A 23,058-nucleotide genomic window follows, 5' to 3' on the forward strand; every position below is an offset into this window, starting at 1 on the left:
GTCAGGCGATGACGTAGAGGTAGCCGTCGTCGGCGGTGACGAGCAGCTCGCTGCGGCCGTCGCCGTCGACGTCGGCCGCGATGACGTCGCCGAGCTTGTGGCCGATCTCCACCGTCCACTTCACCAGCGGCTGACCGTCCGCCGCGGCGAGGCAGACGACCCGGCCGTCGGCCGTGGCGACGACGAACTCGGGCCGGCCGTCCCGGTCGGCGTCGACGGTGATGACGGAGCTGCCCGCCGAGCCGAGGTCGTGCGTCCACAGCAGCTCGCCGGTGGCGGCGTCGCGGCACTCGAACGAGCCGTCGTTGAGCAGCACGCCCAGCTCCATGCGGCCGTCGCCGTCGACGTCGGCGATGCCGGGCTGGTGGCCCAGGTGCGCGCCCGGCGCGGTGGCGACCCGCCAGAGCGTGCTCCCGGCCGGCGACGACGCGAACGTCACGACGTCCAGGTAGTCGTACCCGGCCGCCAGCACCACCTCCAGCGCGCCGTCGCCGTCGACGTCCACCAGGATCGGCGTGTGGTACAGCCCGACGTGCCCCTGCACGATCCCCGGGTCGGCGAAGTCCGTCCCGTTGACGTCGTACAGCAGGTCGGCGGCCAGGAAGAACACGTTGTCCACGCCGTCGCCGTCGGTGTCCGCCGCCGCCGGCGGGCCGACCCACGGGCCGAACTGGCCGCCCGCGTGCCCGGGCCCGTCGTTGTCGCGGGTGGCCAGCAGGGTGCCGTCGCGGCCGTCGAGGATGCGCGACACCTCAGTGTTGTAGCCGGCCTTGTTCGCGCCGGCGTAGACGTCGAGGTGCCCGTCGCCGGTGAAGTCGCCGAACGTCCACAGGTACACGCCGTTGGGGCCTGCGAACGTGGGCGCCGGCAGGTCGGCGAACACGTGGCTCCACACCTCGTTCCCCGCCCCGTCGAGCACCCTCAGCCGCGACCGCGCCCCGTCCGCGTCGACGAACACCACCTCGGCCCGGCCGTCGCCGTCGAGGTCGGCCGCAGTCGCCGACTGCAGCCCACCCAGGTACACGTACTCGCCGCGGCCGGGCACGCGCCACCGCTCGCGGAACGCGCTGCCGCGCAGGTCGAGCACCCGGATCTCGTCGAATGCGCTGACGACGACGCTGCTGCGGCCGCGTCCGTCCAGGTCGGCGACGATCGGGTCGCAGACCAGCGCGCCCAGCCGGGTCGTGCCGACGACGGCGCCGGCGGCGTCCTCGGCGACCAACTCGCCCGAACGGCGTTGGAGCAGCACCGTCGCCGTGCCGCTGCCGTCCAGGTCGCCGGCCCGGTGCAGCACGCCGCCGTCGTCGGCCCGGGTCCAGGTCTGGGTGATCGCGCCGCCGGCGTAGGTGAAGCCGCGGAACTGCCCGCCGGTCCGCACGACGAACGAGGCCAGCGGCCCGGCGCGCAGGATCTCGGACCGGCCGGTGCGTGAGTGCGGGCTCAGCGTCGCCGGGACCGGCGTGTGCGGATCCATGACGTACTGCGCGCCGGCGAGCGACCACACCGGCGCCCAGGCCCCGGCGTGGTCGAGCGCGTACACCTCGAGGTCCGCGACGGCGGCCGGCGTCTGGCTCGTGGCGACGCCGACCAGCAACTGGCTCGTGCCGCCGCCGTCGAGGTCCTGGACGCCCCAGAGATACCGGTCGGCGAGGTCGGCCTTGACCGTGCCGAACCCGTCGATGGCGTCGACGACCAGCACGTGCCAGCGCCCGTCGCCGGTGTGGTCGAACACCGACACCGCGATCTCGACCCGCCCGTCGCCGTCGAGGTCGCCGATCCCGTTGACGGTGGTGCGCAGCGCCTTGCCGCTCTCGGGGAACTCGACGAACTCGTCCCAGAGCAGCCCCAGCCCGTCGGCGTCGCTGTCGACGGCCGCGACGTGCAGCGTGACGCCGTCGCAGACCTCGACCAGCTCCAGCCGGCCGTCGCCGTCGAGCTCGATCAGCTGGATCTGGCCGTAGTTGCGTCCGTCGATGTCCGGCCCGGCCTTCCAGTCCGCCCGCCCGCGCCAGCCGGAGCCGGTGTCGCGCAGCGCGCCGGTGGTCCCGTCGTAGGCGCGGATCGACGCGTAGGCGGCGATCACCAGCTCGGTCCGCCCGTCGCCGTCCATGTCGCCGATGACCAGCTCGGGGGCGTAGGCCCAGTCCTCGTACTCGGGCGTGGTGCGCCACAGCTCGTAGGCCTGCGCGACGCCGCCGTCGAACGCGATCGCGATGCCGTGCGTGCTGAGGTACGGCCAGACGACGATCTGCTGGCCGGCGACGCCGTCGGCGATCGGGCCGATGCTCATCCAGGTCAGCGCGACGACGGCGCCGAAGTCGCGGGTCCACAGGTTCGCGCCGGTGGCCGCGTCGAGCACCGTCACGGTCGTCGTGCCGACGACGACCACCTGGCGGCCGCCGTCGCCGGCCAGGTCGTAGACGCCGGCGATGTCGGAGGGCGCCAGGCCCGGCGCCGTCCAGCGTGGCTCCAGCGCCGGCCCGGTGGCGACGACCGACCCGGCGGTGATGAACAGCAGCGACGTCGAGCCGTCGCCGTCGAGGTCCGCCGCCATCACCCAGGGCGTCGACCCGCCCAGGTAGGTGCTGGCGACGACCTTCGGCTGGCGGCGCAGGCCGCAGGGGAGCGGCTGGTGGCCGGTGTTGCGGGCGTCGGCGCGGGGGAGCGGCCACTGGCCCGGGGTGCTGCCGGCCCCGCCGGTGACGGCGGTGGCGAGGCCGGGCAGCGCGGCGACGCCGGCTGTGGCAGCGGCGCCGGCGAGGAAGGTCCGGCGACGTAATGCGGGCATGTCGTCTCCGATCACGTGCGGGGAAGGGTCAGAGCGTGCGGCGTTCGACGGTGCCGGAGCTCGTGCGCACCAGCAGCTGGCGCACGCCGGTGTCGGCGACGATGTGCGCCGGCGCGAGCGAGCCGTCGCTGCTGGTCGTGTTCGCGGTGGTGAACGTCTTCTGCAGGTACGGGATCGCGTCGGTGAAGGTGGCGACGGTGGTCAGCGTCAGCGACGTCTCGTTCCAGTGGTAGGCGCTGGTCTGCCACTTCGGGAAGTAGTACGACGGTCCCAGCGGGTCGGAGGCGTAGCGGGTCGGGCTGATCAGCCACTCCTTCGTCCCGTCGCCGTTCACGTCGACGATGTCCCACAGGAACACGTCGTCCAGCTCGTACAGCGACGTCGTCGAGCCGGGCTGGCTGACGTGCAGCCGCCAGCGGCCGTCCCGGAAGACGTTGTAGGCCAGCCGCGACGCGCCGGAGCGCTGCACGAACGGGTGCGCCGGGTAGCTGACCCGGTTCTGGTACTTGTGCCCGTCGCTCGCGTCGTGCGCGTAGCTGAAGAACCGGTCGTCGATGGTGTTCGCGGCCGCGTTGTAGATGGAGACGTGCCGCTCGATGCCGCCCCAGACGTCGTAGCTCTGGGTGCCGGTGATGGCGTCCTGGTAGAGCGAGTAGTTGCTGGTCCCGGCCAGCAGCGCGATGGAGTTCGGGCTGCCCGGGTCGACCCCGACGAGGCCGTAGTTGCGCGCGGCGATGTCAGTGCGCCCGCCGGTCAGGTACGGGCGGTCGGCGACCAGCTGGCTGCTGCTGAGCGGCCCGATGGCGTACTGGACGACCCGGCCGGTGGTCCAGAAGACGGCCCGGTTCTGCCCGCTCACCGACGTGATGAGCCCGTTCGCCACGTGCGCGTACTGGATGTAGTCGGTGCCGGTCGGGTACGTGTTCGGCTGCGAGTTCGTGTACGTCGCGTCGTACGACGAGGTCGACGGGTAGTAGAGCGCGTTGGAGGCGTTGAAGGCGCCGCCGCTGAACCCGAGGTACCACGACGTCGTCGCGTAGTACGGGGACGCGAGCAGCGTGGTCGTCTCGTCGCCCCACAGCGGCGTCAGCTCCGACCACTGGTGCGTCGGATACGGCGTCGTGCCGGGGAACGACCAGCAGATGTCGCTCATGGGACTCAGCGGCGTGTGCTGCGTGCCGGTCGCGCCCTGGTAGAAGTGCAGCGTCGTGGTGGTGTGCGGGCTGACGCCGCAGGTGCCGGTGGTCGCGGAGATCACGACCGCGACGTCGGGCCAGCCGTCGGCGTCGAAGTCGTAGCCGCCGCTGAGCTGGGTGCCGGTGGTGGACCGCGCCCACAGCTGGACGCCGTCCTGGTCGTAGGCGCGCAGCTGGCCGCCGCTCACGCGGTAGCCGACGGCCAGGACGCCGGCGTGCCCGGTGACCGGCATGATCGGCAGGTAGCTGCCGTCGGCGAGCTGGATGACGGTGCCGTCCGCGGGACCGACGGCATGCGCGGGGGTCGCGGCCAGGCCGAGGCTCGCGGCGACCATGCCCGCGGCGGCGGCGGTGGCGATGAGGGTGCGGAACAGGTGACGACGTGGCATTGGGGAGCTCCTTACCACAGACCTAGGACCTTAGTTTCAGGACCTAGGTCCTATCACGAGTGGAAATGCGGCGTCCATCCCCGTTTCAGCGGGGGAGACGTTTCCATGATCATCAACCTTTGCGGCTGCTCTGACGTCGCAGAAGGTTGATGATCATGGGAGCGGTCAGAGAGCGACCTCGTGCACGATCCCGTCGGCGGTGCCGGCCAGCAGTCCCGGTCCGGCGACGGCCAGGGTCTCGACGGCGGCGCCGAGACCCACCGACCAGTCCAGCCGCTCACCGCTGCCGACGGCCACGGCGACCAGCTCGCCCGCGGCGGTGCCGGTGACGAACGCCGCCCCAGCGCCCAGGTCGGCCGCCACCAGCGGTGGCCGGGACGCCACCGGGCCCAGCGCGACGCTCCACAGCGGGCGTCCGTCGACGGCCGAGAAGGCGTCCAGCGCACCCTCGCGGGTCATGCAGCCGAGCACCGTCCCGGCCAGCGCCGCCTCGCCGGGGAAGTACCGCCACAGCGTCCCGTGGTGCCGCCACCGCACCCGCCCGGCATCGTCGATGGCGTCGATCCCGTGCACGCCGCCGACCCGCAGCCAGCCGGGCGGGTCGTCGATCCGGACGGGGGTGGTGTAGGCGGCGGTCCAGTCGTCCTTCGTCACCACCTCGCCGGTGTGCGCGTCTCGCACCGTGAGGATCCCGTGGTCGTCGTAGGCGGCCAGCCATCGGCCCTGCGGGGTCCGCGCCACGGCGGGCAGGTTGGGGTGCGGACCGTGGTCGAGGTCCTGCCAGAGCGGAGTCCCGTCCAGCCGGTAGACGCCGACGGCGGCGGTGTGTACGCCGGTCTTCTCGGCGACCAGCAGCAGCGGGGCGTCGCCGAACAGCACCGCGTGGCTCGGCCGGCCGCGGGTGACCACCGAGCCGGCCGGGGTCACGCCGTCAGGTCCGACCCGCCAGCACTCGACCGCGGTGGGCGTCAGGCAGGCGACGACGCCACCGCCGGCCGCCACCACGCGCCCCGGCAGCGCGTGCACCGTGCCGTCCGGAAGCACCGCCCGGCTGGTCCGCTCGCCGTCCAGGAGCAGCACGGACCCGGCGGCGAGCGCCTGGGCCCGTCGTCCCGACGGCCGGACGACGCCACCGGGCGCCGTCCGGTGCAGGACGCCGTCGGAGTCCACCAGCACGACGGCGCCACCGGCCCCGGGATGAGCCGCGGCCACGTCGGAAACCCCGAGCAGCACGGTCGAGCCGTCGGCCGGCGACCAGGCCACCGCCTCGCCCGACGGCAGCCGCAGCACCACGCCGGATCCGAGCGGCACCAGCGAGCGCCGCTCGGCGTGGAACGACACCCCGGCCGGCAGCTCGTCCGTCCCGCAGGTGACCGGGTGCCCGTCGTGGGACGCGACCACCTCGAACGAGGGCAGTGCGACCGACAGGGTCGGCTCCGCGCCGCTCAGCGTCCGCACGGCCGCGGGGGAGACGATGGCGGCCGATCCCGACATGCCCCACAAGTAGTGTCCGGGCAGCGAGCCCAGCCGCTCGCCCGTCACCGCGTCGTCGACCACCGTCGTCCACGTCATGCCGTCGTGGTGGCCGGTGACCAGCCACGGGTTCTCGCCCGGCCGCTCGACGACGGAGGACACCTGGGGGCGCAGCTCCTGCGCGTCGTGCGGCCAGTCCTTCTCGACGAAGCGCCCCCACGCCCGCGACAACGCGCCGTCGCGGACCGACGTCACCGCGTAGTACTCCTCGACCTGGCAGCTGACCATGACGATGATCCGGCCGCCGGGCGCGGCGGCGGTCGTGAGCAGCCCGTACGGGCGCGCGCACGGGTAGTCGCCGGGGTCGGGCCGGTAGTCCACCTCGGCGATCGTCTCTCCGGTCGACGGCGAGAGCAGCAGCTGCAGCAGCCTGCCGTCCTCGCGGCCGAGCACCAGCCGCTCGGTGCTGACGTCGTCGTCGCCGGTCCCGTAGCTGGACCCGGTCCGGGTCGACAGCACCAGCTGTGGTGTGCCGGCGCCGAGCACGTCGGCGACCACCATGACCGGGCCGAAGCCGGCGTCGTAGTGCCCGTCGAACTCGTGCACCCAGCGGGTGGCGACATCGCCGCCCGGCAGCAGCTCACGGCAGGTGATCGCGGTGGCGTAGCCGGGCGCGGCGAACCAGAGCAGCCGGCCGTCGACGACGGCCAGCTTGGACGAGCCGGGACCGCCCAGGTTCGTCCCGTCGGGCGCCTCGCCGCGCCAGGTCTCGGCGCCGGTGAGCAGGTCCAGCCGGCGCACCAGCCGTTCCCCGCTGAGCGCCAGCGCGGTCGCGCCGGCCACGTGCAGCACCCGGGTGACGGCGGAGACGCCGTCGGACCACAGCGGTTCGCCGGACCAGCGCCACGCCTGCAGCGTCGCGCCGGCGAGCACCAGCACGCAGGGGGCCCCGTCCGGGCCGGCGAACTCGGCGACCTGCCGGACGTCGGCCCCGGTGGCCCAGCTCCGGGTGACGCGGGGCGGCGCCCCGGTCCCGGTCAGCGCGCTGAACGCGCAGTCCGCGCCGTCGGCGCGCGGCGCCGGCCAGTCGCCGGCGCCTGACGCCTCAGCGCGGCTGCCCATGGAACGTGGTGCTGGACCAGTAGGAACCCGCCCTCTTGACGATCTCGACGGCGCACCGCTCGGCGGCGTCGCCGTCGCGGGCGGCGATCGCCTCGACGAGCGCGAGGTGCTGGTCGTTGGTCTGCTCGTGGCCGATGCCGGCGGACTGGAAGATCTCGGCGCCGCGCCGGCGCTCCTCGGCCAGGGTCTCGGCCAGGACCTCGAGCATGCTGTCGATCAGCCGGTTGCCGCTCAGCTGGGCGATCAGCTCGTGCAGCCGCAGGTCGGCGGGGACGCGCGCCTCGAGGTCGTCGCCGGTCCTCACCACCTCGGCGACGGCCTGCCGCAGCCGCGCGACGTCGTCGTCGGTGACGCGCTCGGCGGCCAGCCGGGCGGCGTGCCCCTCGAGCAGGGCGCGGAAGTCCATCAGCTCGTCGATCGCCGACGGGTCGGTGTCGACGAGGAAGCGGATGTAGTTGCTCATCGCGGCCGGGCGCAGGCTGCCCACGACGGCCCGCTTGCCCTGCCTGGTCGAGATGATGCCCTCGTTGTTCAGCGTGCGCAGCGCGTCGCGGACCACGCGCTGGCTGACCTCGAACCGCTCGCCGTACTCCGCCTCGGACGGCAGCTCCTCGCCGGGCTGCAGGCCGCCCTTGGAGATGTCGGCCCGGATGCGCTCGGCCACCTGGACACCCAGGGGCACCCTGCGTCCGTGGTCGGACAGCCTCCGGGTGAGGCGGTCGTCTTCGCTCGCCGTGGCTGTGGGGTCGTCCACCTCTGCGCCGGATCGCGCCACCGTCGCGTCACTTCCTCTCGACCGTTGCCGGGGTGTGGCCGGGCACGAGCATAGTTCAGTACTTGCGTAGTAAACACCTAAGTCCTAGGTTCTAGGAAGGAGGTGCCATGAAGATCGATCGAATTCGCTCGTGGCCGGTGGACTTCGGCCTGTACAACGCCGTATACGTGCGCGTGGAGACCGACGACGGCGCGGTCGGGGAGGCCGAGGTCGCGATGCGACGGCGGACACGGTCGGTCGTGGCTCTGCTCGAGGAACTGGGCGACGAGCTGCGCGGCCAGGACCCGACCCGGATCGAGCAGCTCAGCGAGCGGATGTACCGAGACGCGTTTCTCGGCGGGACGCTGCTGACCATCGGCATCAGCGCCATCGACATGGCGCTGTGGGACCTCAACGCCCGCGCGCTCGGCGTGCCGGTGCACCGGCTGCTCGGTGGCGCGTTCCGCGACGAGGTGCGCGTCTACACCCACGCCCGGGCCGGCGAGTCGCCGGAGGCGCTGGCCGAGACGGTGCGGGCCCGCGTCGCCGCCGGGTTCACCGCCGTCAAGACGACGCTGCCCGGGTTCTACGAGAAGGTCACCAGCGTGCGGCACGAGAACGCCCAGCTGGTGCCGCCGCGGCAGACCGAGACCGAGCTGCTGCCGCCGTGGATCTTCGGCTACATCGCCGAGTACTTCGCCGCCGCCCGCGAGGCCGCCGGCCCGGACGTCCACCTCATGGTCGACTGCCACGGGCGGCTCAACGTGCCCAGCGCGATCCGGCTGGCCGAGGCGCTGGCGCCGTACGACCTGACGTTCATCGAGGAGCCGGTGCCCTACGAGCGGCCGGACTGGCTGCGCGAGGTGTCCAGCCGGGTCAGCACGCCGATCGCGGCCGGCGAGCGGTGGGGCAACCACCTGGCCAGCGCGCCGTTCATCGAGCAGCACACGGTGGGCGTCGCCCAGCCCGATGTCGGCATCTGCGGCGGGCTGACGGCGGCGAAGAAGATCGCCACGCTGGCCGAGGCGCACGGCATCTCCGTCGCGTTCCACAACCCGTTCGGCCCGCTGCAGAGCGCCGCCACCTGGCAGCTGTCCGCGACGCTGCCGAACTTCCTGCTCAGCGAGTCGATGCTGACGCCGGAGCAGGCACCGTACTGGGAGCGCTACGTCGAGAACGCGCCTCAGGTCGTCGACGGCTTCTGGCGGGTCGACGAGTCACCGGGACTGGGCCCGCGGCTGCGGATCGACGAGCTGGAGCGCTCCGAGCCCCGGTTCGTGCTGGACCTCGGCGGCACCCGATGACGGGCCCTTTCGACGTCCTCATCGAGGGCGGCGCGGTCGTCGACGGCACCGGCAACCCGGCGTTCACGGCCGCCGTGGGGATCCGGGACGGACGGGTGACGCTGCTGCGCGGCTCGACGGCGGACGTGCCGGCGCGCGAGCGCGTCGACGCCACCGGTCACATCGTCGCGCCCGGGTTCATCGACCTGCACAGCCACTCCGATCTCGTCCTGCTCGGCGACCCGGACCTGGAGATGAAGGTCCGCCAGGGCGTGACCACCGAGGTGATCGGCGTCGACGGGCTGTCCTACGCGCCGTTCGAGCGGCCGGAGGACCTCGCCATGTTCGCCGACCAGAACGCCGGCATCGCCGGGCTGCCGGCGCAGCCGCTGGGCTGGCGGTCGATCGGCGACCAGCTGGACGCCTACGACCGGCGGCTCGCGGTGAACGTCGCGACGATGGTCGGCAACACGGCGCTGCGGGTGAACGCGCTGGGCTGGGAGCCCGGCGTCGCGGACGGCGTTGCGCTGGACCGGATGCGGGCCCAGGTCCGCGAGGCGATGTACGACGGCGCGTTCGGGCTGTCCACCGGCCTGGACTACCCGCCGGGCGCGCACGCGACCACCGACGAGCTGGTCGCGCTGGCGGCCGAGGCGGCCGAGCTGGGCGGGATCTACCACACCCACGTGCGCTACGGGCTGGGCGACACCTACCTCGACCCGTTCCGCGAGGCGGCCGAGATCTCCCGCCGTTCGGGCGCGCCGCTGCAGGTGACGCACTTCTCCCGGTCCGCCCGGGCCACCTACACCGGCGGCGCGCAGCGGATGCTGGACCTGCTGCAGGCCGAGCGCGACGGCGGGCTGGACGTCACGTTCGACACCTACACCTACGAGTGGGGCGGGACCCGGCTGAGCCGGCTGCTGCCGCTGTGGGCCCAGGAGGGCGGGCCGGACCGGCTGCGCGCACGGCTGGCCGACGCCGCGACCCGGGACCGCATCGCCGCCGAGGTGGAGTCCAGCGGGGCGGCCCGGCAGTACGTCGCCAGCGCGCCGTTCTCGGACCTGCGGCTGGGCTACCTGACCAGCGCCGAGCACGACCGGTTCGAGGGCTGGTACCTGTCCGAGGTGGTCAGCACGCTCGGCGTCCCGCTCGGCCGGGTGATCTGCGAGCTCGTCGCGGCCAACCCGGGCGCGACGTTCACCCGGCCCAGCCCGCACGCGATGACGCTGTGGAAGTTCGTCTGCCACCCGCTCGGCATGATCGCCAGTGACGCGGTGTTCATCGGGCTGGCGCCGAGCCCGCGGGCGTACGGCTGCTTCACCCGCGTGCTGGCCGACTTCGTCCGGGAGGAGCGGTTGCTGTCGCTGCCGGAGGCGGTGCGCAAGATGTCGTCGTTCCCGGCGCAGCGGCTCGGGCTGCCGGACCGGGGTGTGCTGCGCGACGGCGCGGTCGCCGACGTGATCGTGTTCTCGCTGGAGCACAGCATGGCGCCGGCGAACTTCGAGCGGCCCCGCCAGCTCGCCGAGGGCGTGTCGGACGTGTTCGTGTCCGGGGTCGCGGTGCTGCGTGACGGCTCGATGACCGGCGCCCGGCCGGGGCGGGCGCTGCGGGGTCCAGCCTACGGGCGAGCCCCGTCGGCGCCGCTGGTCCCGACGACAGCGGAGCCGGTGGCGGCGGAGACTGCGGCGGAGGGCTGAGCCGCGAGCGGCACCGGCGCCGGGCGGCGGTGCCGCACCCCGTGGACGGCGGCGATGACGGCTGTCAGCGCGGCCGCGACGGCCGCCAGCACGAACTAGATCACGTAGCCGTCGACCTGCGGGATCGCCGTGTTCTCGATCAGCTGGGCGGTGAGGATGGCGGCGGTCGCGGCGCTGGCGACGCTCCCGCCGGCCGTCCGCACCAGTGAGTTGATGCCGCTGGCGATGCCGCTCTGGCTCATCGGGACGTGCTCGACGGCGAGCGTGCCGAGCGCCGCATAGGAGACGCCGAAGCCGATGCCCTGGATCCCGCTGAAGATCATCAGTTCCAGCGCGGTGTCGTGGTTCAGTGCCAGCCACACGTAGCTGACGGCGGCGAACAGCGCGCCGACGGCGAGCGTGAACGCGGCGCCGAGCCGGGCCTCGAACCGTCCGGCCAGCACCGAGAAGAGCAGCATCGTCACCGTGCTCGGCAACATGTACAGCCCGACGTCGATGACCTGGCCGGACAGGCCGTACCCAGCGACGGCCGACGGCGTCTGGATGAGGCTCGACACGAGCGTGAACCCGGCGAACATCGCGAAACCGAGCAGCACGGAGGCCAGGTTCGCCGACAGCGACCGCGGCCCGGTCAGCAGCTTCAGGTGCACGAGCGGCTCCCGAACCCGCCGCTCCACCAGCACCCACGTCGCGCAGACCACGACTGCGGCGGCGAACAGGCCGAGCGTGCGCGCGTCGGTCCAGCCCCAGGTGTTGCCCTGGCTGATCCCCAGCAGCAGCGCGACCAGCCAGCCGGCCAGCAGCACCGCGCCGGCGATGTCGGGACGGCCGCCCGGCCGGGTGCCGGTGGACCCGGTGAACGCGAGCACGAGCACCAGCGCGAGGCAGCCCATGCCGGCGGAGATCCAGAACACCGGGTGGTAGCTGCTGGTGTGCTCGGCGATGACGCCGGTGACGAGCATGCCGGCGCTGCCGCCGATGCCCAGCGTCGCGCTGACGATGCCGATCGACGCCATCACCCGCTCGCGCGGGAAGGTGTCCCGGATCATCCCGATGGCCAGCGGGATCACCGCCGACGCCGCGCCCTGCAGGGCCCGGCCGGCGATCAGCACGCCGAGCGAGTCCGACAGGGCGCACACCACCGAGCCGGCGACCAGCAGCGCCATCGTCACGACGACCATGCGCTTCTTGCCGTACATGTCGCCGAACCGCGACAGCAGCGGCGTCGCGACCGCGCCGGCCAGCAGCGTCGCGGTGAACACCCACGTGACGGACGTGACGGACGTGTCGAAGGCGGCCTGCAGCCGGGGGAGCAGCGGCAGCACGAGCGTCTGCTGCAGCGACACGACCAGGCCGGCGGCGCCCAGCGCGAGCAGCGTGAGTCCCGGTGTCGGCGTCCGGCGGGTGTCCGTGCGGCCGTCGACGACCGTGGCTGTCATGCGGGCTCCTGCCGGGGCGGGGATTGGTTGCTTGGTGCAACCATATATCAGGCCGTTCAGGGCGACGAGAGCAGGCCGAACCCGGGGCCGTCGACCGAGGCCGCGGTGGCGGAGAGGATCGCGACGCCGGTGTCGGCGGCCCGGTCCAGGCCGATCCAGGAGCGGAAGCCGCCCGTCGCGCCGTTGTGCCAGGTGACGGACCGGCCGCGCACCGTCGTCGTGACCCAGCCGGCGCCGATCCGTGTCCCGGCGCCGAACCGCGTGACCGGATCCAGCGCGGCCATGCCGGGCGCCGTCCCGTCCAGCAGCGCATCGATCAGCCGGGCGAGGTCGGCGATCGACGCGCGGACGCCGCCGGCCGGGCCGAGCGCGGCGTTGGCCCACGGCTCCCGCGGCCGGCCGCCGCGGCTGCGTCCGGCCAGCGCCGTCGGCCGCAACCGCGATGCGTCGTCCGGGACGTAGAGGCCGGTCAGCTCCAGCGGCCCGGCCAGCCGCTGCTGGACCAGGTCGGCGTAGGTCGTGCCGGCCGCGGCGGCGACCGCGTGCCCGAGCAGCTCGAAGCCGAGGTTGGAGTAGCGCGGCTTCGGGCTCGGCCGCACCCGCACCGTGCGGGCCTGGGCGAACAGCTCGTCCAGGCTCTCGCGGTACGGGTTGACGCCGTGCCGCATCAGCTCGACGGTGCGCCGCCACGGCCGCGCGGCGGCCGGCAGCCGGGGGAGGCCGCCGCGGTGCGTGCTGAGCGCGTCCAGCCGGACGGCCGCGACCGGCGCGTCGTCCAGCGGCAGCAGCTCGCCGAGCGTGCTGCCGGGCCGGACCTCGCCGCGGTCCAGCGCGTCGGCGTAGAGCAGGCCGGTCAGCGCCTTCGACACCGACGCGAGCTCGAAGTCGGAGTCCAGGCCCGCGCCGTTGGCGGTCGTGCGGACGGCGGACGGGGTGACGACGGCGGCCGCGGCGACCGGGTGGCGGCGGCCGAGCAGCCCGGCCAGCCGCAGCCCGAGCGCGGCGTCGCCGGCTACCTGCGCGGTCATGGTGTCAACATAGGTTGACGGTGCGAGCGTGTCAACCAAAGGTGACAGGCTGGACGGCTGCGCCCGGAATGTCACCTGATCGTTCTCCAGAGAACGATCAGGTGACGGTGAGCAGGTAGTCGCCGGCGGCGTCGTCCCAGCGCAGCTCGATCGCGCCGGTGGTGGCGGCGGCCCGGGCGAACTGCAGGAAGCTGCGGAACCCGAGCGCCTGCTCGCCGAAGTCGGGCCGCACCCGGCGCAGCTGGTCCTTCAGCCCGGACAGCGCGACCGGGCCCTGCTTCGCGGTGAGCTCCTCGACCACCGAGCGGAGCAACTCGAACGCCTCCTGCTGGCCGTCCAGCGACGCGAGCAGCACCTCCGGGTCGCCCTTGGCCGAGCCGTCGGCGAGCTCGATGACGTGCCGGTCGGCGAGGTGGCGCAGCAGCTCGCCGAAGGCGCGGAAGCCGTGGTCGGCCTCGTTGAACGTCGGGTCCTTGCGCAGCAGCGTCCGCTTCAGCGTCGACGCCGTCACCGGGCCGCCGGTGCGCTGCAACCCGGCGACGCTCTGCGCCACGACGCCGGCGAGGTCGTCGAGGTCGCGGTCCGGCCGGTCGGTCCGGTCGCCGGCCGGCGCCGGTTCCGCGACCGGCGGCGGCTCGATCCCCTCCAGGTCGTCGTAGTAGAGGAACTCGTCGCACGCGGGCGGCAGCAGCGCCGACGTCGACGCCCGGATGCCGACGCCGATCACGCTCTTGTTCAGCTCGCGCAGCTTGTACACGAGCGGGGTGAAGTCGCTGTCGCCGGTGCACACGACGAACGTCGACACGTAGTCGCGCACGAACGCCAACTCCACCGCGTCGACGGCCAGCTTGATGTCGGCGGCGTTCTTGCGCGACGTGCCCATCCGCTGCGGCATCTCGATCAGCTCGACGTGCGAGCGGGTGAGCATCCGCCGGTCCTCGTCGAAGTACGACCAGTCCGCGTACGCCCGCCGCACCACCACGCGGCCGCGCTCGGCCAGCGCGTCGGCGATCGGCCGCACGTCGAAGGCCAGCCTCAGGTCCTGGCGGGCGCCGATGGCCAGGTTCTCGTAGTCAAGGAACAGGGCGATGCGATCCTCGTCGTCCACACCGGCAGGCTACGCCGCTAGGGGGCGCCGCCGCGGAAGGTCTCGCGGTACACGCTCGGCGTGGTGCCGGTGTGGGTGTGGAAATGCCGGCGCATCGACTCCGTCGAGCCGAACCCGGCGGCGTGGGCGACCTGCGTCACCGTCAGCCGGGAGTCCTCGAGCAGCACACGCGCCCGCTCGACCCGCCGCCGGGCCAGCCAGGCCGCCAGGCTGTCGCCGGTCTCCTCGCGGAACCGCCGCTCCAGCGTGCGCGGGCTCATGTGCGCCTGCGCGGCGACGGCGCCGACGCTGAGCGGCTCGGCGAGGTGCTCGTCCAGCCAGTCGAGGACGGGGGCCAGCGGGCCGGCCGGGCGCGGGCGGGGCCGGGCATACACGGCCTGGCCCCCGGTGCGGTGCGGCGGGCTGACCAGCACCCGGGAGACATCGTTGGCGTAGGACTGGCCGTGGTCCTGGCCGAGCACGTAGAGGCACAGGTCGGCCGCGGCGAGCATGCCGCCCGACGACAGGACCTGGCCGTCGTCGACGTACATGGCGTGCTCGACCAGCTCGGTCGCCGGGAACGCCGCGCGGAACTCGTCGGCCAGCGCCCAGTGGGTCGTGACGCGGCGCCCGTCGAGTACGCCGGCCTGCCCGAGCACGAACGCGCCCGCGCACAGCGAGACCAGCCGGGCGCCGTCGGCCGCGGCCCGGGTGACGGCGGCGAGGACGGCCGGGTCCTGCGGCGCCCACGGCGCCTCCAGCCCGGGGACGACGACGGTGTCGGCGCCGGCGATCCAGTCCAGCGGCTTGAGGTCCGCGATGGTGAAGCCGAGCGACGTCGGGGTGGGCGCCTGGCCGCAGACGCCGATCTCGTACGGCGTCTCGGGCTCGTCGCGGATCTTGGCGAACACCGACGGGCGGCGACCGAACGCCTGCACCGCCACTGCGAGGTCGAGGACGAACGTCCCGCCGAGCACGAGCACGGCCACGCGGTGACGCCCCAATTGCTACCCCCCGGTGGCGCGAATCGTGGGAACTCTGACGCTCAGCGTAGTGCCTGGCCAGGACGTTGCCCACGATGATCGCACCATGGAACCGGACACCATCGTGCTCGTGCACGGCTTCTGGGTCACGCCCCGGAGCTGGGAGAACTGGATCACCCACTACGAGGCGAAGGGGTACAAGGTCATCGCGCCTGGCTACCCGGGCTTCGAGGTGGAGGTCGAGGCGCTGCGCGAGAGCCCGCAGATCATCGTCGACGTCACCGTCCCCGCGATCATCGAGAAGATCGAGGCCGTCCTCCGCGAACTGGACCGCCCGCCGATCATCATGGGCCACTCCGCCGGCGGCGCGTTCACCCAGATCCTGCTCGACCACGGGTTCGGCGCCGCCGGTGTCGCCCTGAACTCCGCGCCGACCGAGGGCGTCAAGGTCGTGCCGTTCTCGCAGGTCAAGTCGACGTTCCCGGTGCTGAAGAGCCCGGCCAACCGACACAAGGCCGTCGGACTGACGGCCGAGCAGTGGCACTACGCGTTCACCAACACCTTCACCGAGGAGGAGTCGAACGCGCTGTACGAGCGGTACCACATCCCCGCCAACGGCGGCATCCTGTGGGGGAGCGTGCTGGCCAACTTCCAGCCCGGCCCGCAGGAGACCTGGGTCGACTACAAGAACGACGACCGTGCGCCGCTGCTGTTCGTGTCCGGCAGCGAGGACCACATCATGCCGCCGGCGATCCAGCAGTCGAACCTCAAGCATTACAAGTCCGACACCGTCACCGAGATCCGGGAGTACGAGGGCTACGCGCACCTGCTGCCGGCGCAGGACGGCTGGGAGCGGATCGCCGACGAGGTCCTCGCCTGGGCTGTCGAGCACGCGCGTTGATCCTCACCCATATCGGCGGCCCCACCGTCCTCATCGAGGTGGACGGGTGGCGGCTGCTGACCGACCCGACGTTCGACCCGCCCGGCGGCCGATATTCCTTCGGGCGGGGCTCGTCGTCGCGCAAGCTGATCGGTCCGGCCGTCGACCCGGCCGACGTCGGCCGGGTCGACGCGGTGCTGCTGACGCACGACCACCACGCCGACAACCTGGACCGGCTCGGGCGGGGTCTGCTGGAGTCGGCGGACGTGGTGGTGACGACGGCGTCCGGAGCGCGCCGGCTGGGCGGCGCCGGTTCCGGCGGCGTGCGGGGGCTCATCGCCGGGGCGTCGACGGTGCTGCCGGGTGGGCGCGGCCGGCCCGACCTCTCCGTCACCGCGACGCCGGCCCGGCACGGCCCGCCGCTGTCCCGTCCGATCGTCGGCGACGTGGTCGGCTTCGCGCTGCGTCTGGGCGACGCCTCGGACGTCGCGCTGTGGATCACCGGCGACACCGTCCTCTATGGCGCGCTGCGGTCGGTGGCGTCGTCCCTGGCCGTGGACGTCGCGCTGGTGCATGTGGGTGGCGTGCGGTTCGGCGTCAGCGGGCCGCTGCGCTACACGATGACCGGCCGCGACGCGGTGTCGCTGGTCGCGGCGCTGCGGCCGCGGCTGGCGGTTCCGGTGCACTACGAGGGCTGGTCGCACTTCGCCGACGGCCCGGCCGGCCTGGACGCCGCCCTCGCGGCCGCGCCGCCGGACGTCCGGGCGCGGATCCGCCGCCTCGACCTCGGCGTGGCAACGTCGCTCGACTGACCTGAGTAGCCGCCGCGGCCGCCTTGGCACGCTGAGGCGTCGTTGAGCCGCCCGATTCGTCCGGGTTGCGGAGCGCTCGGGCGTGCCAAGGCGCCGTACGGGAGGATGGAGCCGGTCGGCAGCTCGAGTGACCTGAGTGGCCGCTGCGGCCGCCTTGGCACGCTGAGGCGTCGTTGTGGCGACCGATTCGTCCGGGTTGTGGAGCGCTCGGGCGTGCCAAGGCGCCGTACGGGAGGATGGAGCCGGTCGGCAGCGTCGAGGACAGGGAGCGGAGATGGAGTACACCCGGCTCGGCGGCTCGGGCCTGAAGGTGAGCCGCATCGTGCTCGGCTGCATGAGCTTCGGCGACCGGTCCCGCGGCTACGACGACTGGGCACTCGATGACACAGCGGCCGAGCCGATCTTCCGGCAGGCGGTGGACCTCGGCATCACGTTCTGGGACACCGCGAACACCTACGGCTACGGGTCGTCGGAGGAGATCGTGGGCCGGGCGATCCGGCGCTACACGCGGCGCGAGGACATCGTCCTGGCGACGAAGGTGTTCTTCCCGATGCACGACGGCCCCGGCGGCTCCGGGCTGTCACGCAAGGCGATCATGGAGCAGATCGACGCGTCGCTGGCGCGGCTCGGCACCGACTATGTCGACCTCTACCAGATCCACCGGCTGGACCCGGAGGTGCCGGCCGAGGAGACGATGGAGGCGCTGCACGACGTCGTCAAGGCGGGCAAGGTGCGCTACCTCGGCGCGTCGTCGATGTGGGCGTGGCAGTTCGCGAAGCTGCAGTACACCGCCGACCTCGGCGGCTGGACCCGGTTCATCTCGATGCAGAACCAGTACAGCCTCATGCAGCGCGAGGACGAGCGGGAGCTGTTCGCGCTGCTCGCCGACCAGGGCGTCGGCAGCATCCCGTGGAGCCCGCTGGGCAAGGGCCGGCTGACCCGGCCGTGGGGCGAGCGCACCACCCGCGGCGACGTCGACACGCTCATGCAACAGCGCTACACCGAGGAGGCCGACAAGCCGATCGCCGACGCCGTCCAGCGGGTCGCCGAGGCGCGCGGCCTGCCGATGGCGCAGGTCGCGCTGGCGTGGGTGCTGCGCAACCCGGTCGTCACCGCGCCGATCGTCGGCGCCACCAAGCCGCACCACCTGGCCGACGCCGTCGCGGCGCTCGACGTCGAGCTCACGGACGACGAGGTGGACGCGCTGGAGGCGCCGTACACGCCGCGGCTGCCGACCGGCTTCTCCTGACGGCGGCGCCTCAGCCGAGCAGCGCGTACACCGTCGCCGCCTGGGCGACGGTGCGGTCGTCGTCGTCCGCGGTCATCGTGACCTCGGTGAACGCCAGCGTGCGGCCGAGCTTGCTGACCAGCGCCGTCACCAGCACGTCCGCGTCGACGACCGGACGCTGGAACGTGGTCGACTGCTGGACGGTGGTCATCGGCCGGTAGCCGCCGAGCGCGGTGCTGAGCGCCAGCACCGTCGCGGTGTCGGCGGCCGCCATGAGCGCCTGTCCGGACAGGGCGCCGCCCTCGCGGGCCAGCCGGTCGCTCCACGGCAGCCGCAGCGTCGCATGCGACTCGCTCATGTCGACCACGGCGAGGCCGAGGTCCTGGACCCAGGGGGCGAAGTTCGCGGCGAGGATCGCGTCGCCGGCCGCGGAGCTGAGTGCCGTCATGCGATCATGATGCCCGCCGCTCCAGCAGAACGGTGTCGTGCCAGGCGCCGTCGCGTTGCGCGATCCGCTCGCGGACGCCGACGGTGCGGTAGCCGGCCTGGTGATGCAGCGACAGACTGGCCCGGTTCTCGGTGAACACCGACGTCTGCAGCGTCCAGATGCCGGCAGCGTCGGCGGCCGTGACCTGGCGGCGCAGCAGCGCCTTCCCGACGCCGCGGCCGCGCGCCTCGCTCGCGACGTAGACCGACGTCTCGCCGACGCCGCGGTAGCAGTCCCGGCCGGAGGCGGGTGCGACGGCGGTCCAGCCGACGACGTCGCCGCCGACCTCCGCGACCCAGCGGTGCCCGGGCAGCCAGCGCGCCGCCAGCCCGCTGCTCGACGGCACCGACGTCTCGAACGTGGCGATGCCGGTGTCGATGCCCTCGCGGTAGATCCGCCGCACCGCCGGCCAGTCGTCGTCGGTGAGCGCTCGGACCGCGACGTCGGCCGGCACGTCGTCGGGGCAGCACGGCCGCACCGCGCCGGCGACGCCCATGACGACGTCGGCCATGTGCGGCAGGCCGGTGCAGCAGGCCTCGTTGACCGTGACCCGGGTGCTGGTGCCGGCCTTCTCCACGTACACGAACCGTGCCGCCGCCAGCTTGCGCACGTGGTGCGAGGCGGTCGACTGGCCGATGCCGAGCCCATCGGCCAGTTCGCCCACCGTCAGCCCGCCGTTCGAGGTGGCGACGGCGTGCAGCAGCCGGACCCGGGTGGGGTCGGCGAGGGCGGCGAAGCAGTCGGCATACTCGGCGGCGTCGTCGGCCGGGAGGGTCGTCATGCGACGCATTTTATCGACAAACGTCGATGAATGCGCCATCCTGTTCATCGAAGATTGTCGATGAAAGCGAGTGAGTCATGACGGATCCGGTGGTGGTGGCCGGCGGCGGCCCCGTGGGCCTGGCGGCCGCGGCGGAGCTGGCCGAGCGCGGTGTCGAGGTCGTCGTGTTCGAGCGGGGCGCGACGGCGGGCGCGGCGGTCGCCGAGTGGGGCCACGTCCGGCTGTTCTCGGCCTGGCCGGAGCTGGTGGCGCCGGCCGCCCGGCGGCTGCTGACGCCGTCGGGCTGGGCGCCCCCGCCGGACGACGTGTACCCGACCGGGGCCGAGTGGGTCCGCGACTATCTGGAGCCCCTGGCGGCCGCGCTCGGCGATCGGGTGCGGACCGGCGCGGAGGTGGTCGGCGCCGCCCGTCGCGACGGCGAGTCGCTCACCGTCCACGTCCGGCACGCCGACGGCCGGGAGGAGCGGGTCCGCGCCCGCGGGCTGATCGACGCGACCGGCACCTGGACCCGGCCGAACCCGCTGGGCGGCGACGGGCTGCCGGCGCTGGGGGAGCGGGCCGCAGCCGCGGCCGGCCGGATCGGCTACCGGATCCCCGTCGCGAGCCCCGGCGGGCACGTCGTCGTCGCGGGGAACGGGCATTCCGCACTGACCGCTCTCGTGTCGCTGACCAGCCGGAACAGTGACACATCGGTGACGTGGCTGCTGCGTCGCGGCGGCATCGGCGACACCTTCGGCGGGGGAGCCGCCGACGAGCTGCCGGCCCGCGGCCGGCTCGGCGACCGCGCCCGTGCGGCGGTCGAGGCGGGCGGCGTGCGGGTGCTGACCGGCTTCCGCACGGCGGAGGTCCACACGGATGCGGATGGACGGCTGACGCTGGTCGCCGCCGACGGCCGCTCCGTCGGCGCCGTCGACCACGTCCTCGCGCTGACGGGGCTGCGCCCGGACCTCTCCTGGCTGTCGGAGCTGCGGCTGGAGCTGGACCCGGTGGTCCAGGCGCCGGTCCGGCTGGCGCCGCTGATCGACCCGGCCGTGCACTCCTGCGGCACCGTCCCGCCGCACGGCGTCCGCGAGCTGGCCCACCCCGAGCCAGGGGTCTACCTCGCCGGGATGAAGAGCTACGGCCGGGCGCCGACGTTCCTCGCGCTCACCGGCTATGAGCAGGTCCGCAGCATCGCCGCGGCGTTCGCCGGCGACCACGCGGCGGCCGAGCGGGTCGAGCTGACGCTGCCCGAGACCGGCGTCTGCGGCGGCTCGGGCGGCTCCGGCTGCTGCGAGCCCGAGCTGATCCAGCTGACCGCCCGGGTTCCCTGAGTACAGCGTTTGCTGTACTGTCCGTCGCATGACGGTGACCGCCGAACACACCGACGCGCTGGCGCGGCTGGGATACGCGCTGTCCGACGGCACCCGGGCGCGGATCCTGCTGGCGCTGCGTGACGAGCCGGCGTTCCCGTCCGACCTGGCCGCCGCGCTCGGCGTCTCGAAGCAGGTGATGTCGAACCAGCTCGCCTGCCTGCGCGGCTGCGGCCTGGTGCACGGCGAGCCGGAGGGGCGGCGGACGCGGTACCGGCTGGCCGACGCGCACCTCGGCGTCGCGCTGGGCGAGTTGCTGCGGCTGGTGCTGGTGGTCGACCCGGACTGCTGCGGGCCGGAGGGGTGCACATGCCGGTGACCACGGGGCGGCGCGACGTGCTGCGCCGCCGGGTGCGCCTGGTCGTCGCGACGACGATCGGCTACAACGTCGTCGAGGCGGTCGTGGCGATTACGGCCGGCGCGGCGGCGTCGTCGGCGGCGCTGATCGGGTTCGGCCTGGACTCCGTCGTCGAGGTCGTGTCCGCGGCGGCGATCGCCTGGCAGTTCGCCGGCCGCGACCACGAGGCGCGCGAGCGCACGGCGTTGCGGATCGTCGCGTTCTCGTTCTTCGCCCTCGCCGCGTACGTCGGGTTCGAGGCGGTTCGGGCGCTGGCCGGCGGCGCGGAGCCCGAGCACAGCTCGGTCGGCATCGTGCTGGCGGCGGTCAGCCTGGCGGTCATGCCGGCGCTGTCGTACGTGGAGCGGCGGACCGGGCGCGAGCTGGGCTCCGCCGCCGTCGTCGCGGACTCGAAGCAGACGCTGATCTGCACCTACCTGTCGGCGGTGCTGCTGGCCGGGCTGGTGCTGAACTCCGCGCTGGGCTGGTGGTGGGCCGACCCGCTGGCGGCGCTGGCCATCGCGGGGTTCGCCGTCCGCGAGGGCATCGAGGCCTGGCGCGGCGACTCGTGCGCGACGTCGGCCGGCGCGCTGCTGCGCGACCCCGAGGCCGACGGCTGCGGGCCGGACTGCGACTGCTGCTAGGGGGTGTCCCGTGGATCTTCGGCGGCGCGGATCGACGCCCAGACGCCGACCAGCTGCGTTGTGTCATCACCCATGGAGCCGCATTGAGCTACTTCGACGCCTTGCTGGACCGACGCCTGGACGCCGCCCGCATCCACCAATATCCACGGGACACCCCCTAGCCTCGATGTTTCGCCTGGCCGCTGGGTTGCTGTTGAGGTTTGTGCGTGTGGGGGCGGCTTCGGGGAGGCGTGCTCGGTTGCCGGCGCTGGGTCCGCCGGCTCTCCGGGTTCCTCGGTTGTCGGGCCGGGGTCTGATGGTCAGGTGGTTCGCAGTGTGGCCCAGCCGGTGTCGATGAGCCGGTTCCATGGCCAGGCGCGGGGTAGTCGGAGTTGTTGTCGGCGTCCGGTGCGGATGATCCGTCCGGCGACGGCCAGGATCCTGAGCCGGAGCCGTTTGGGTTCCCAGCGGCGTGCTGGTTCGTGTTCGTCGAAGGCCAGGGTTTGGGTCCAGGTGAGCAGGTCGGCGGCCAGCGCGACGATCTCGAGCCAGATCTGGTTCTGGGTGTAGCCGTGGAAGGGCAGGTTGCGCATGCCGGTGTCTTTCAGGGCGCGGATGCGGTCCTCGGCGCGGGCACGCAGCCGGTGCCGGACCTCGAGCTCGGCCAGCCGGCCGCCGGTGGTGTTGGTGGCGAAGCAGGTGATCCTCCACCCCTGGTGGTCGGTCAGCCGTAACTGTGCGCCGGGGTGGGGGCGTTCGCGCCGCGCGATGACCCGCATGCCCTCGGGCCAGTGCTGGGGTCCGAACCGGGCCGGCGAGCGGGTCGGTTTCGTCGGGGTCGGCATCCAGGCGGTGAGCTCGGCGACCTGGGCTCCGGCGCGAGGGTTTCCGTCGGAATCGACGGCGGCTCGCCACGCCTGCCGCGGGATCGCCTCGACCGCGGCCTTGACCGTGCCCAAGGCGGGGAACCCGACCGAGTACTCCAACCCGGCGTCGGTGACGTGATGCAAGAACGCCTTCGAACACGCCCCCGTGTCGGCGCGGACCAGCACGCGATCACGCTCGAGTCCGGGGAGCTGGGCCAGCGCTGCGGTCAGGACGGTGATGTGGTCGGCGCTGTCGTGCGGCGACGCCTTTCCCGGCCGCAGGTCCAGCGCCAACACCTCACCGGTGCCATGCTCGCCGTGGTCGACAAACGCGCACATCGGTGAGAACCCGAACGTCTTCTTAAACGTCGGCTCGGCGTGTTCCTTCTCCGAGTGCGCGCTCACCAGCGTGGCATCCAGGTCCACGACCACCTGACCCCCGTCGCCCCTGCC

General features: G+C 73.4%; 19 protein-coding genes. 8 read left to right on the top strand and 11 right to left on the bottom strand.

The annotated features are described in order from the left end of the window. Position 1 precedes the first annotated feature (1 nt). From C1I92_RS09475 to C1I92_RS09490, 4 genes are all read right to left on the bottom strand, one after another. Positions 2-2,788, bottom strand: a complete 2,787-nt coding sequence (locus tag C1I92_RS09475) for an FG-GAP-like repeat-containing protein (RefSeq protein ID WP_146605076.1) — start codon at positions 2,786-2,788, stop codon at positions 2-4. Positions 2,789-2,816: 28 nt separating this feature from the next. Beyond that, positions 2,817-4,373 (bottom strand): hypothetical protein, encoded by a 1,557-nt coding sequence (locus C1I92_RS09480; RefSeq protein ID WP_111254423.1) that lies wholly within the window; start codon positions 4,371-4,373, stop codon positions 2,817-2,819. Between the two features lie 165 nt (positions 4,374-4,538). Continuing rightward, entirely contained in the window at positions 4,539-6,968 is a 2,430-nt protein-coding gene (locus tag C1I92_RS09485) for a PQQ-binding-like beta-propeller repeat protein (protein WP_111254424.1), read from the bottom strand. Continuing rightward, complete coding sequence (locus C1I92_RS09490; RefSeq protein WP_158564058.1) at positions 6,952-7,632, bottom strand: FadR/GntR family transcriptional regulator; 681 nt, start codon at positions 7,630-7,632, stop codon at positions 6,952-6,954. The genes C1I92_RS09485 and C1I92_RS09490 overlap by 17 nt, the downstream gene beginning before the upstream one ends. Positions 7,633-7,850: 218 nt before the next feature. On the opposite strand from C1I92_RS09490, the gene C1I92_RS09495 reads away from it, so the two are divergent. Both C1I92_RS09495 and C1I92_RS09500 read left to right on the top strand, forming a co-directional pair. Next, the gene (locus C1I92_RS09495; protein ID WP_111254426.1) at positions 7,851-9,026 is read left to right on the top strand and encodes a mandelate racemase/muconate lactonizing enzyme family protein; all 1,176 of its coding nucleotides are present in this window, start codon (positions 7,851-7,853) and stop codon (positions 9,024-9,026) included. Beyond that, complete coding sequence (locus tag C1I92_RS09500) at positions 9,023-10,702, top strand: N-acyl-D-amino-acid deacylase family protein (protein WP_111254427.1); 1,680 nt, start codon at positions 9,023-9,025, stop codon at positions 10,700-10,702. The genes C1I92_RS09495 and C1I92_RS09500 overlap by 4 nt, the downstream gene beginning before the upstream one ends. 95 nt (positions 10,703-10,797) lie before the next feature. On the opposite strand, the gene C1I92_RS09505 is transcribed toward C1I92_RS09500, so the two are convergent. From C1I92_RS09505 to C1I92_RS09520, 4 genes are all read right to left on the bottom strand, one after another. Then, positions 10,798-12,141 (bottom strand): MFS transporter, encoded by a 1,344-nt coding sequence (locus C1I92_RS09505; RefSeq protein WP_199521095.1) that lies wholly within the window; start codon positions 12,139-12,141, stop codon positions 10,798-10,800. A gap of 56 nt (positions 12,142-12,197) precedes the next feature. Beyond that, the gene (locus C1I92_RS09510; protein ID WP_111254428.1) at positions 12,198-13,169 is read right to left on the bottom strand and encodes a serine hydrolase domain-containing protein; all 972 of its coding nucleotides are present in this window, start codon (positions 13,167-13,169) and stop codon (positions 12,198-12,200) included. Between the two features lie 97 nt (positions 13,170-13,266). Beyond that, positions 13,267-14,277, bottom strand: coding sequence for a PIN domain-containing protein (locus C1I92_RS09515; RefSeq protein ID WP_111254429.1), 1,011 nt, complete (start codon positions 14,275-14,277; stop codon positions 13,267-13,269). Positions 14,278-14,294: 17 nt separating this feature from the next. Further along, positions 14,295-15,245 (bottom strand): GlxA family transcriptional regulator, encoded by a 951-nt coding sequence (locus tag C1I92_RS09520; RefSeq protein ID WP_158564059.1) that lies wholly within the window; start codon positions 15,243-15,245, stop codon positions 14,295-14,297. Between the two features lie 100 nt (positions 15,246-15,345). Between C1I92_RS09520 and C1I92_RS09525 the strand changes: the two genes are divergently transcribed. The 3 genes from C1I92_RS09525 to C1I92_RS09535 all read left to right on the top strand — a co-directional run bounded on the left by C1I92_RS09525 (position 15,346) and on the right by C1I92_RS09535 (position 18,180). Next, positions 15,346-16,140, top strand: coding sequence for an alpha/beta hydrolase (locus C1I92_RS09525; RefSeq protein WP_111254431.1), 795 nt, complete (start codon positions 15,346-15,348; stop codon positions 16,138-16,140). Beyond that, positions 16,137-16,931: an MBL fold metallo-hydrolase gene (locus C1I92_RS09530; RefSeq protein WP_111254432.1), complete on the top strand. Its 795-nt coding sequence runs from the start codon at positions 16,137-16,139 to the stop codon at positions 16,929-16,931. The genes C1I92_RS09525 and C1I92_RS09530 overlap by 4 nt, the downstream gene beginning before the upstream one ends. 274 nt (positions 16,932-17,205) lie before the next feature. Continuing rightward, complete coding sequence (locus tag C1I92_RS09535) at positions 17,206-18,180, top strand: aldo/keto reductase (protein WP_111254433.1); 975 nt, start codon at positions 17,206-17,208, stop codon at positions 18,178-18,180. Positions 18,181-18,190: 10 nt separating this feature from the next. Here C1I92_RS09535 and C1I92_RS09540 read toward each other — a convergent pair whose 3' ends face one another. Together C1I92_RS09540 and C1I92_RS09545 are read right to left on the bottom strand one after the other, a co-directional pair. Further along, a complete protein-coding gene (locus C1I92_RS09540; RefSeq protein WP_111254434.1) occupies positions 18,191-18,607 on the bottom strand; it encodes a PaaI family thioesterase in 417 nt (138 codons plus the stop codon). Between the two features lie 4 nt (positions 18,608-18,611). Next, complete coding sequence (locus C1I92_RS09545; protein WP_111254435.1) at positions 18,612-19,427, bottom strand: helix-turn-helix domain-containing GNAT family N-acetyltransferase; 816 nt, start codon at positions 19,425-19,427, stop codon at positions 18,612-18,614. 77 nt (positions 19,428-19,504) lie between these two features. On the opposite strand from C1I92_RS09545, the gene C1I92_RS09550 reads away from it, so the two are divergent. The 3 genes from C1I92_RS09550 to C1I92_RS09560 are packed head-to-tail and all read left to right on the top strand — an operon-like array spanning position 19,505 to position 21,760. Continuing rightward, on the top strand, positions 19,505-20,740 hold the full coding sequence (locus C1I92_RS09550) for an FAD-dependent oxidoreductase (protein WP_111254436.1): 1,236 nt from the start codon (positions 19,505-19,507) through the stop codon (positions 20,738-20,740). 28 nt (positions 20,741-20,768) lie between these two features. Beyond that, entirely contained in the window at positions 20,769-21,098 is a 330-nt protein-coding gene (locus C1I92_RS09555; protein ID WP_111254437.1) for an ArsR/SmtB family transcription factor, read from the top strand. Beyond that, positions 21,089-21,760: a cation diffusion facilitator family transporter gene (locus tag C1I92_RS09560; RefSeq protein WP_111254438.1), complete on the top strand. Its 672-nt coding sequence runs from the start codon at positions 21,089-21,091 to the stop codon at positions 21,758-21,760. The genes C1I92_RS09555 and C1I92_RS09560 overlap by 10 nt, the downstream gene beginning before the upstream one ends. 299 nt (positions 21,761-22,059) lie before the next feature. Here C1I92_RS09560 and C1I92_RS09565 read toward each other — a convergent pair. Continuing rightward, the coding region (locus C1I92_RS09565; RefSeq protein ID WP_199521096.1) for an IS1380 family transposase at positions 22,060-23,058 on the bottom strand (999 nt) is incomplete at its 5' end.

The organism is Jiangella anatolica (genome assembly GCF_003236295.1).
In the GTDB taxonomy this organism is placed as follows: domain Bacteria; phylum Actinomycetota; class Actinomycetes; order Jiangellales; family Jiangellaceae; genus Jiangella; species Jiangella anatolica.

Bases quoted from the DNA above. Each gene is read 5' to 3' on its own strand.
- C1I92_RS09475 (WP_146605076.1), bottom strand. From the start codon at position 2,788: ATGCCCGCATTACGTCGCCGGACCTTCCTCGCCGGCGCCGCTGCCACA.
- C1I92_RS09480 (WP_111254423.1), bottom strand. From the start codon at position 4,373: ATGCCACGTCGTCACCTGTTCCGCACCCTCATCGCCACCGCCGCCGCC.
- C1I92_RS09485 (WP_111254424.1), bottom strand. From the start codon at position 6,968: ATGGGCAGCCGCGCTGAGGCGTCAGGCGCCGGCGACTGGCCGGCGCCG.
- C1I92_RS09495 (WP_111254426.1), top strand. From the start codon at position 7,851: ATGAAGATCGATCGAATTCGCTCGTGGCCGGTGGACTTCGGCCTGTAC.
- C1I92_RS09500 (WP_111254427.1), top strand. From the start codon at position 9,023: ATGACGGGCCCTTTCGACGTCCTCATCGAGGGCGGCGCGGTCGTCGAC.
- C1I92_RS09505 (WP_199521095.1), bottom strand. From the start codon at position 12,141: ATGACAGCCACGGTCGTCGACGGCCGCACGGACACCCGCCGGACGCCG.
- C1I92_RS09510 (WP_111254428.1), bottom strand. From the start codon at position 13,169: ATGACCGCGCAGGTAGCCGGCGACGCCGCGCTCGGGCTGCGGCTGGCC.
- C1I92_RS09525 (WP_111254431.1), top strand. From the start codon at position 15,346: ATGGAACCGGACACCATCGTGCTCGTGCACGGCTTCTGGGTCACGCCC.
- C1I92_RS09535 (WP_111254433.1), top strand. From the start codon at position 17,206: ATGGAGTACACCCGGCTCGGCGGCTCGGGCCTGAAGGTGAGCCGCATC.
- C1I92_RS09540 (WP_111254434.1), bottom strand. From the start codon at position 18,607: ATGACGGCACTCAGCTCCGCGGCCGGCGACGCGATCCTCGCCGCGAAC.
- C1I92_RS09545 (WP_111254435.1), bottom strand. From the start codon at position 19,427: ATGACGACCCTCCCGGCCGACGACGCCGCCGAGTATGCCGACTGCTTC.
- C1I92_RS09550 (WP_111254436.1), top strand. From the start codon at position 19,505: ATGACGGATCCGGTGGTGGTGGCCGGCGGCGGCCCCGTGGGCCTGGCG.
- C1I92_RS09555 (WP_111254437.1), top strand. From the start codon at position 20,769: ATGACGGTGACCGCCGAACACACCGACGCGCTGGCGCGGCTGGGATAC.
- C1I92_RS09560 (WP_111254438.1), top strand. From the start codon at position 21,089: ATGCCGGTGACCACGGGGCGGCGCGACGTGCTGCGCCGCCGGGTGCGC.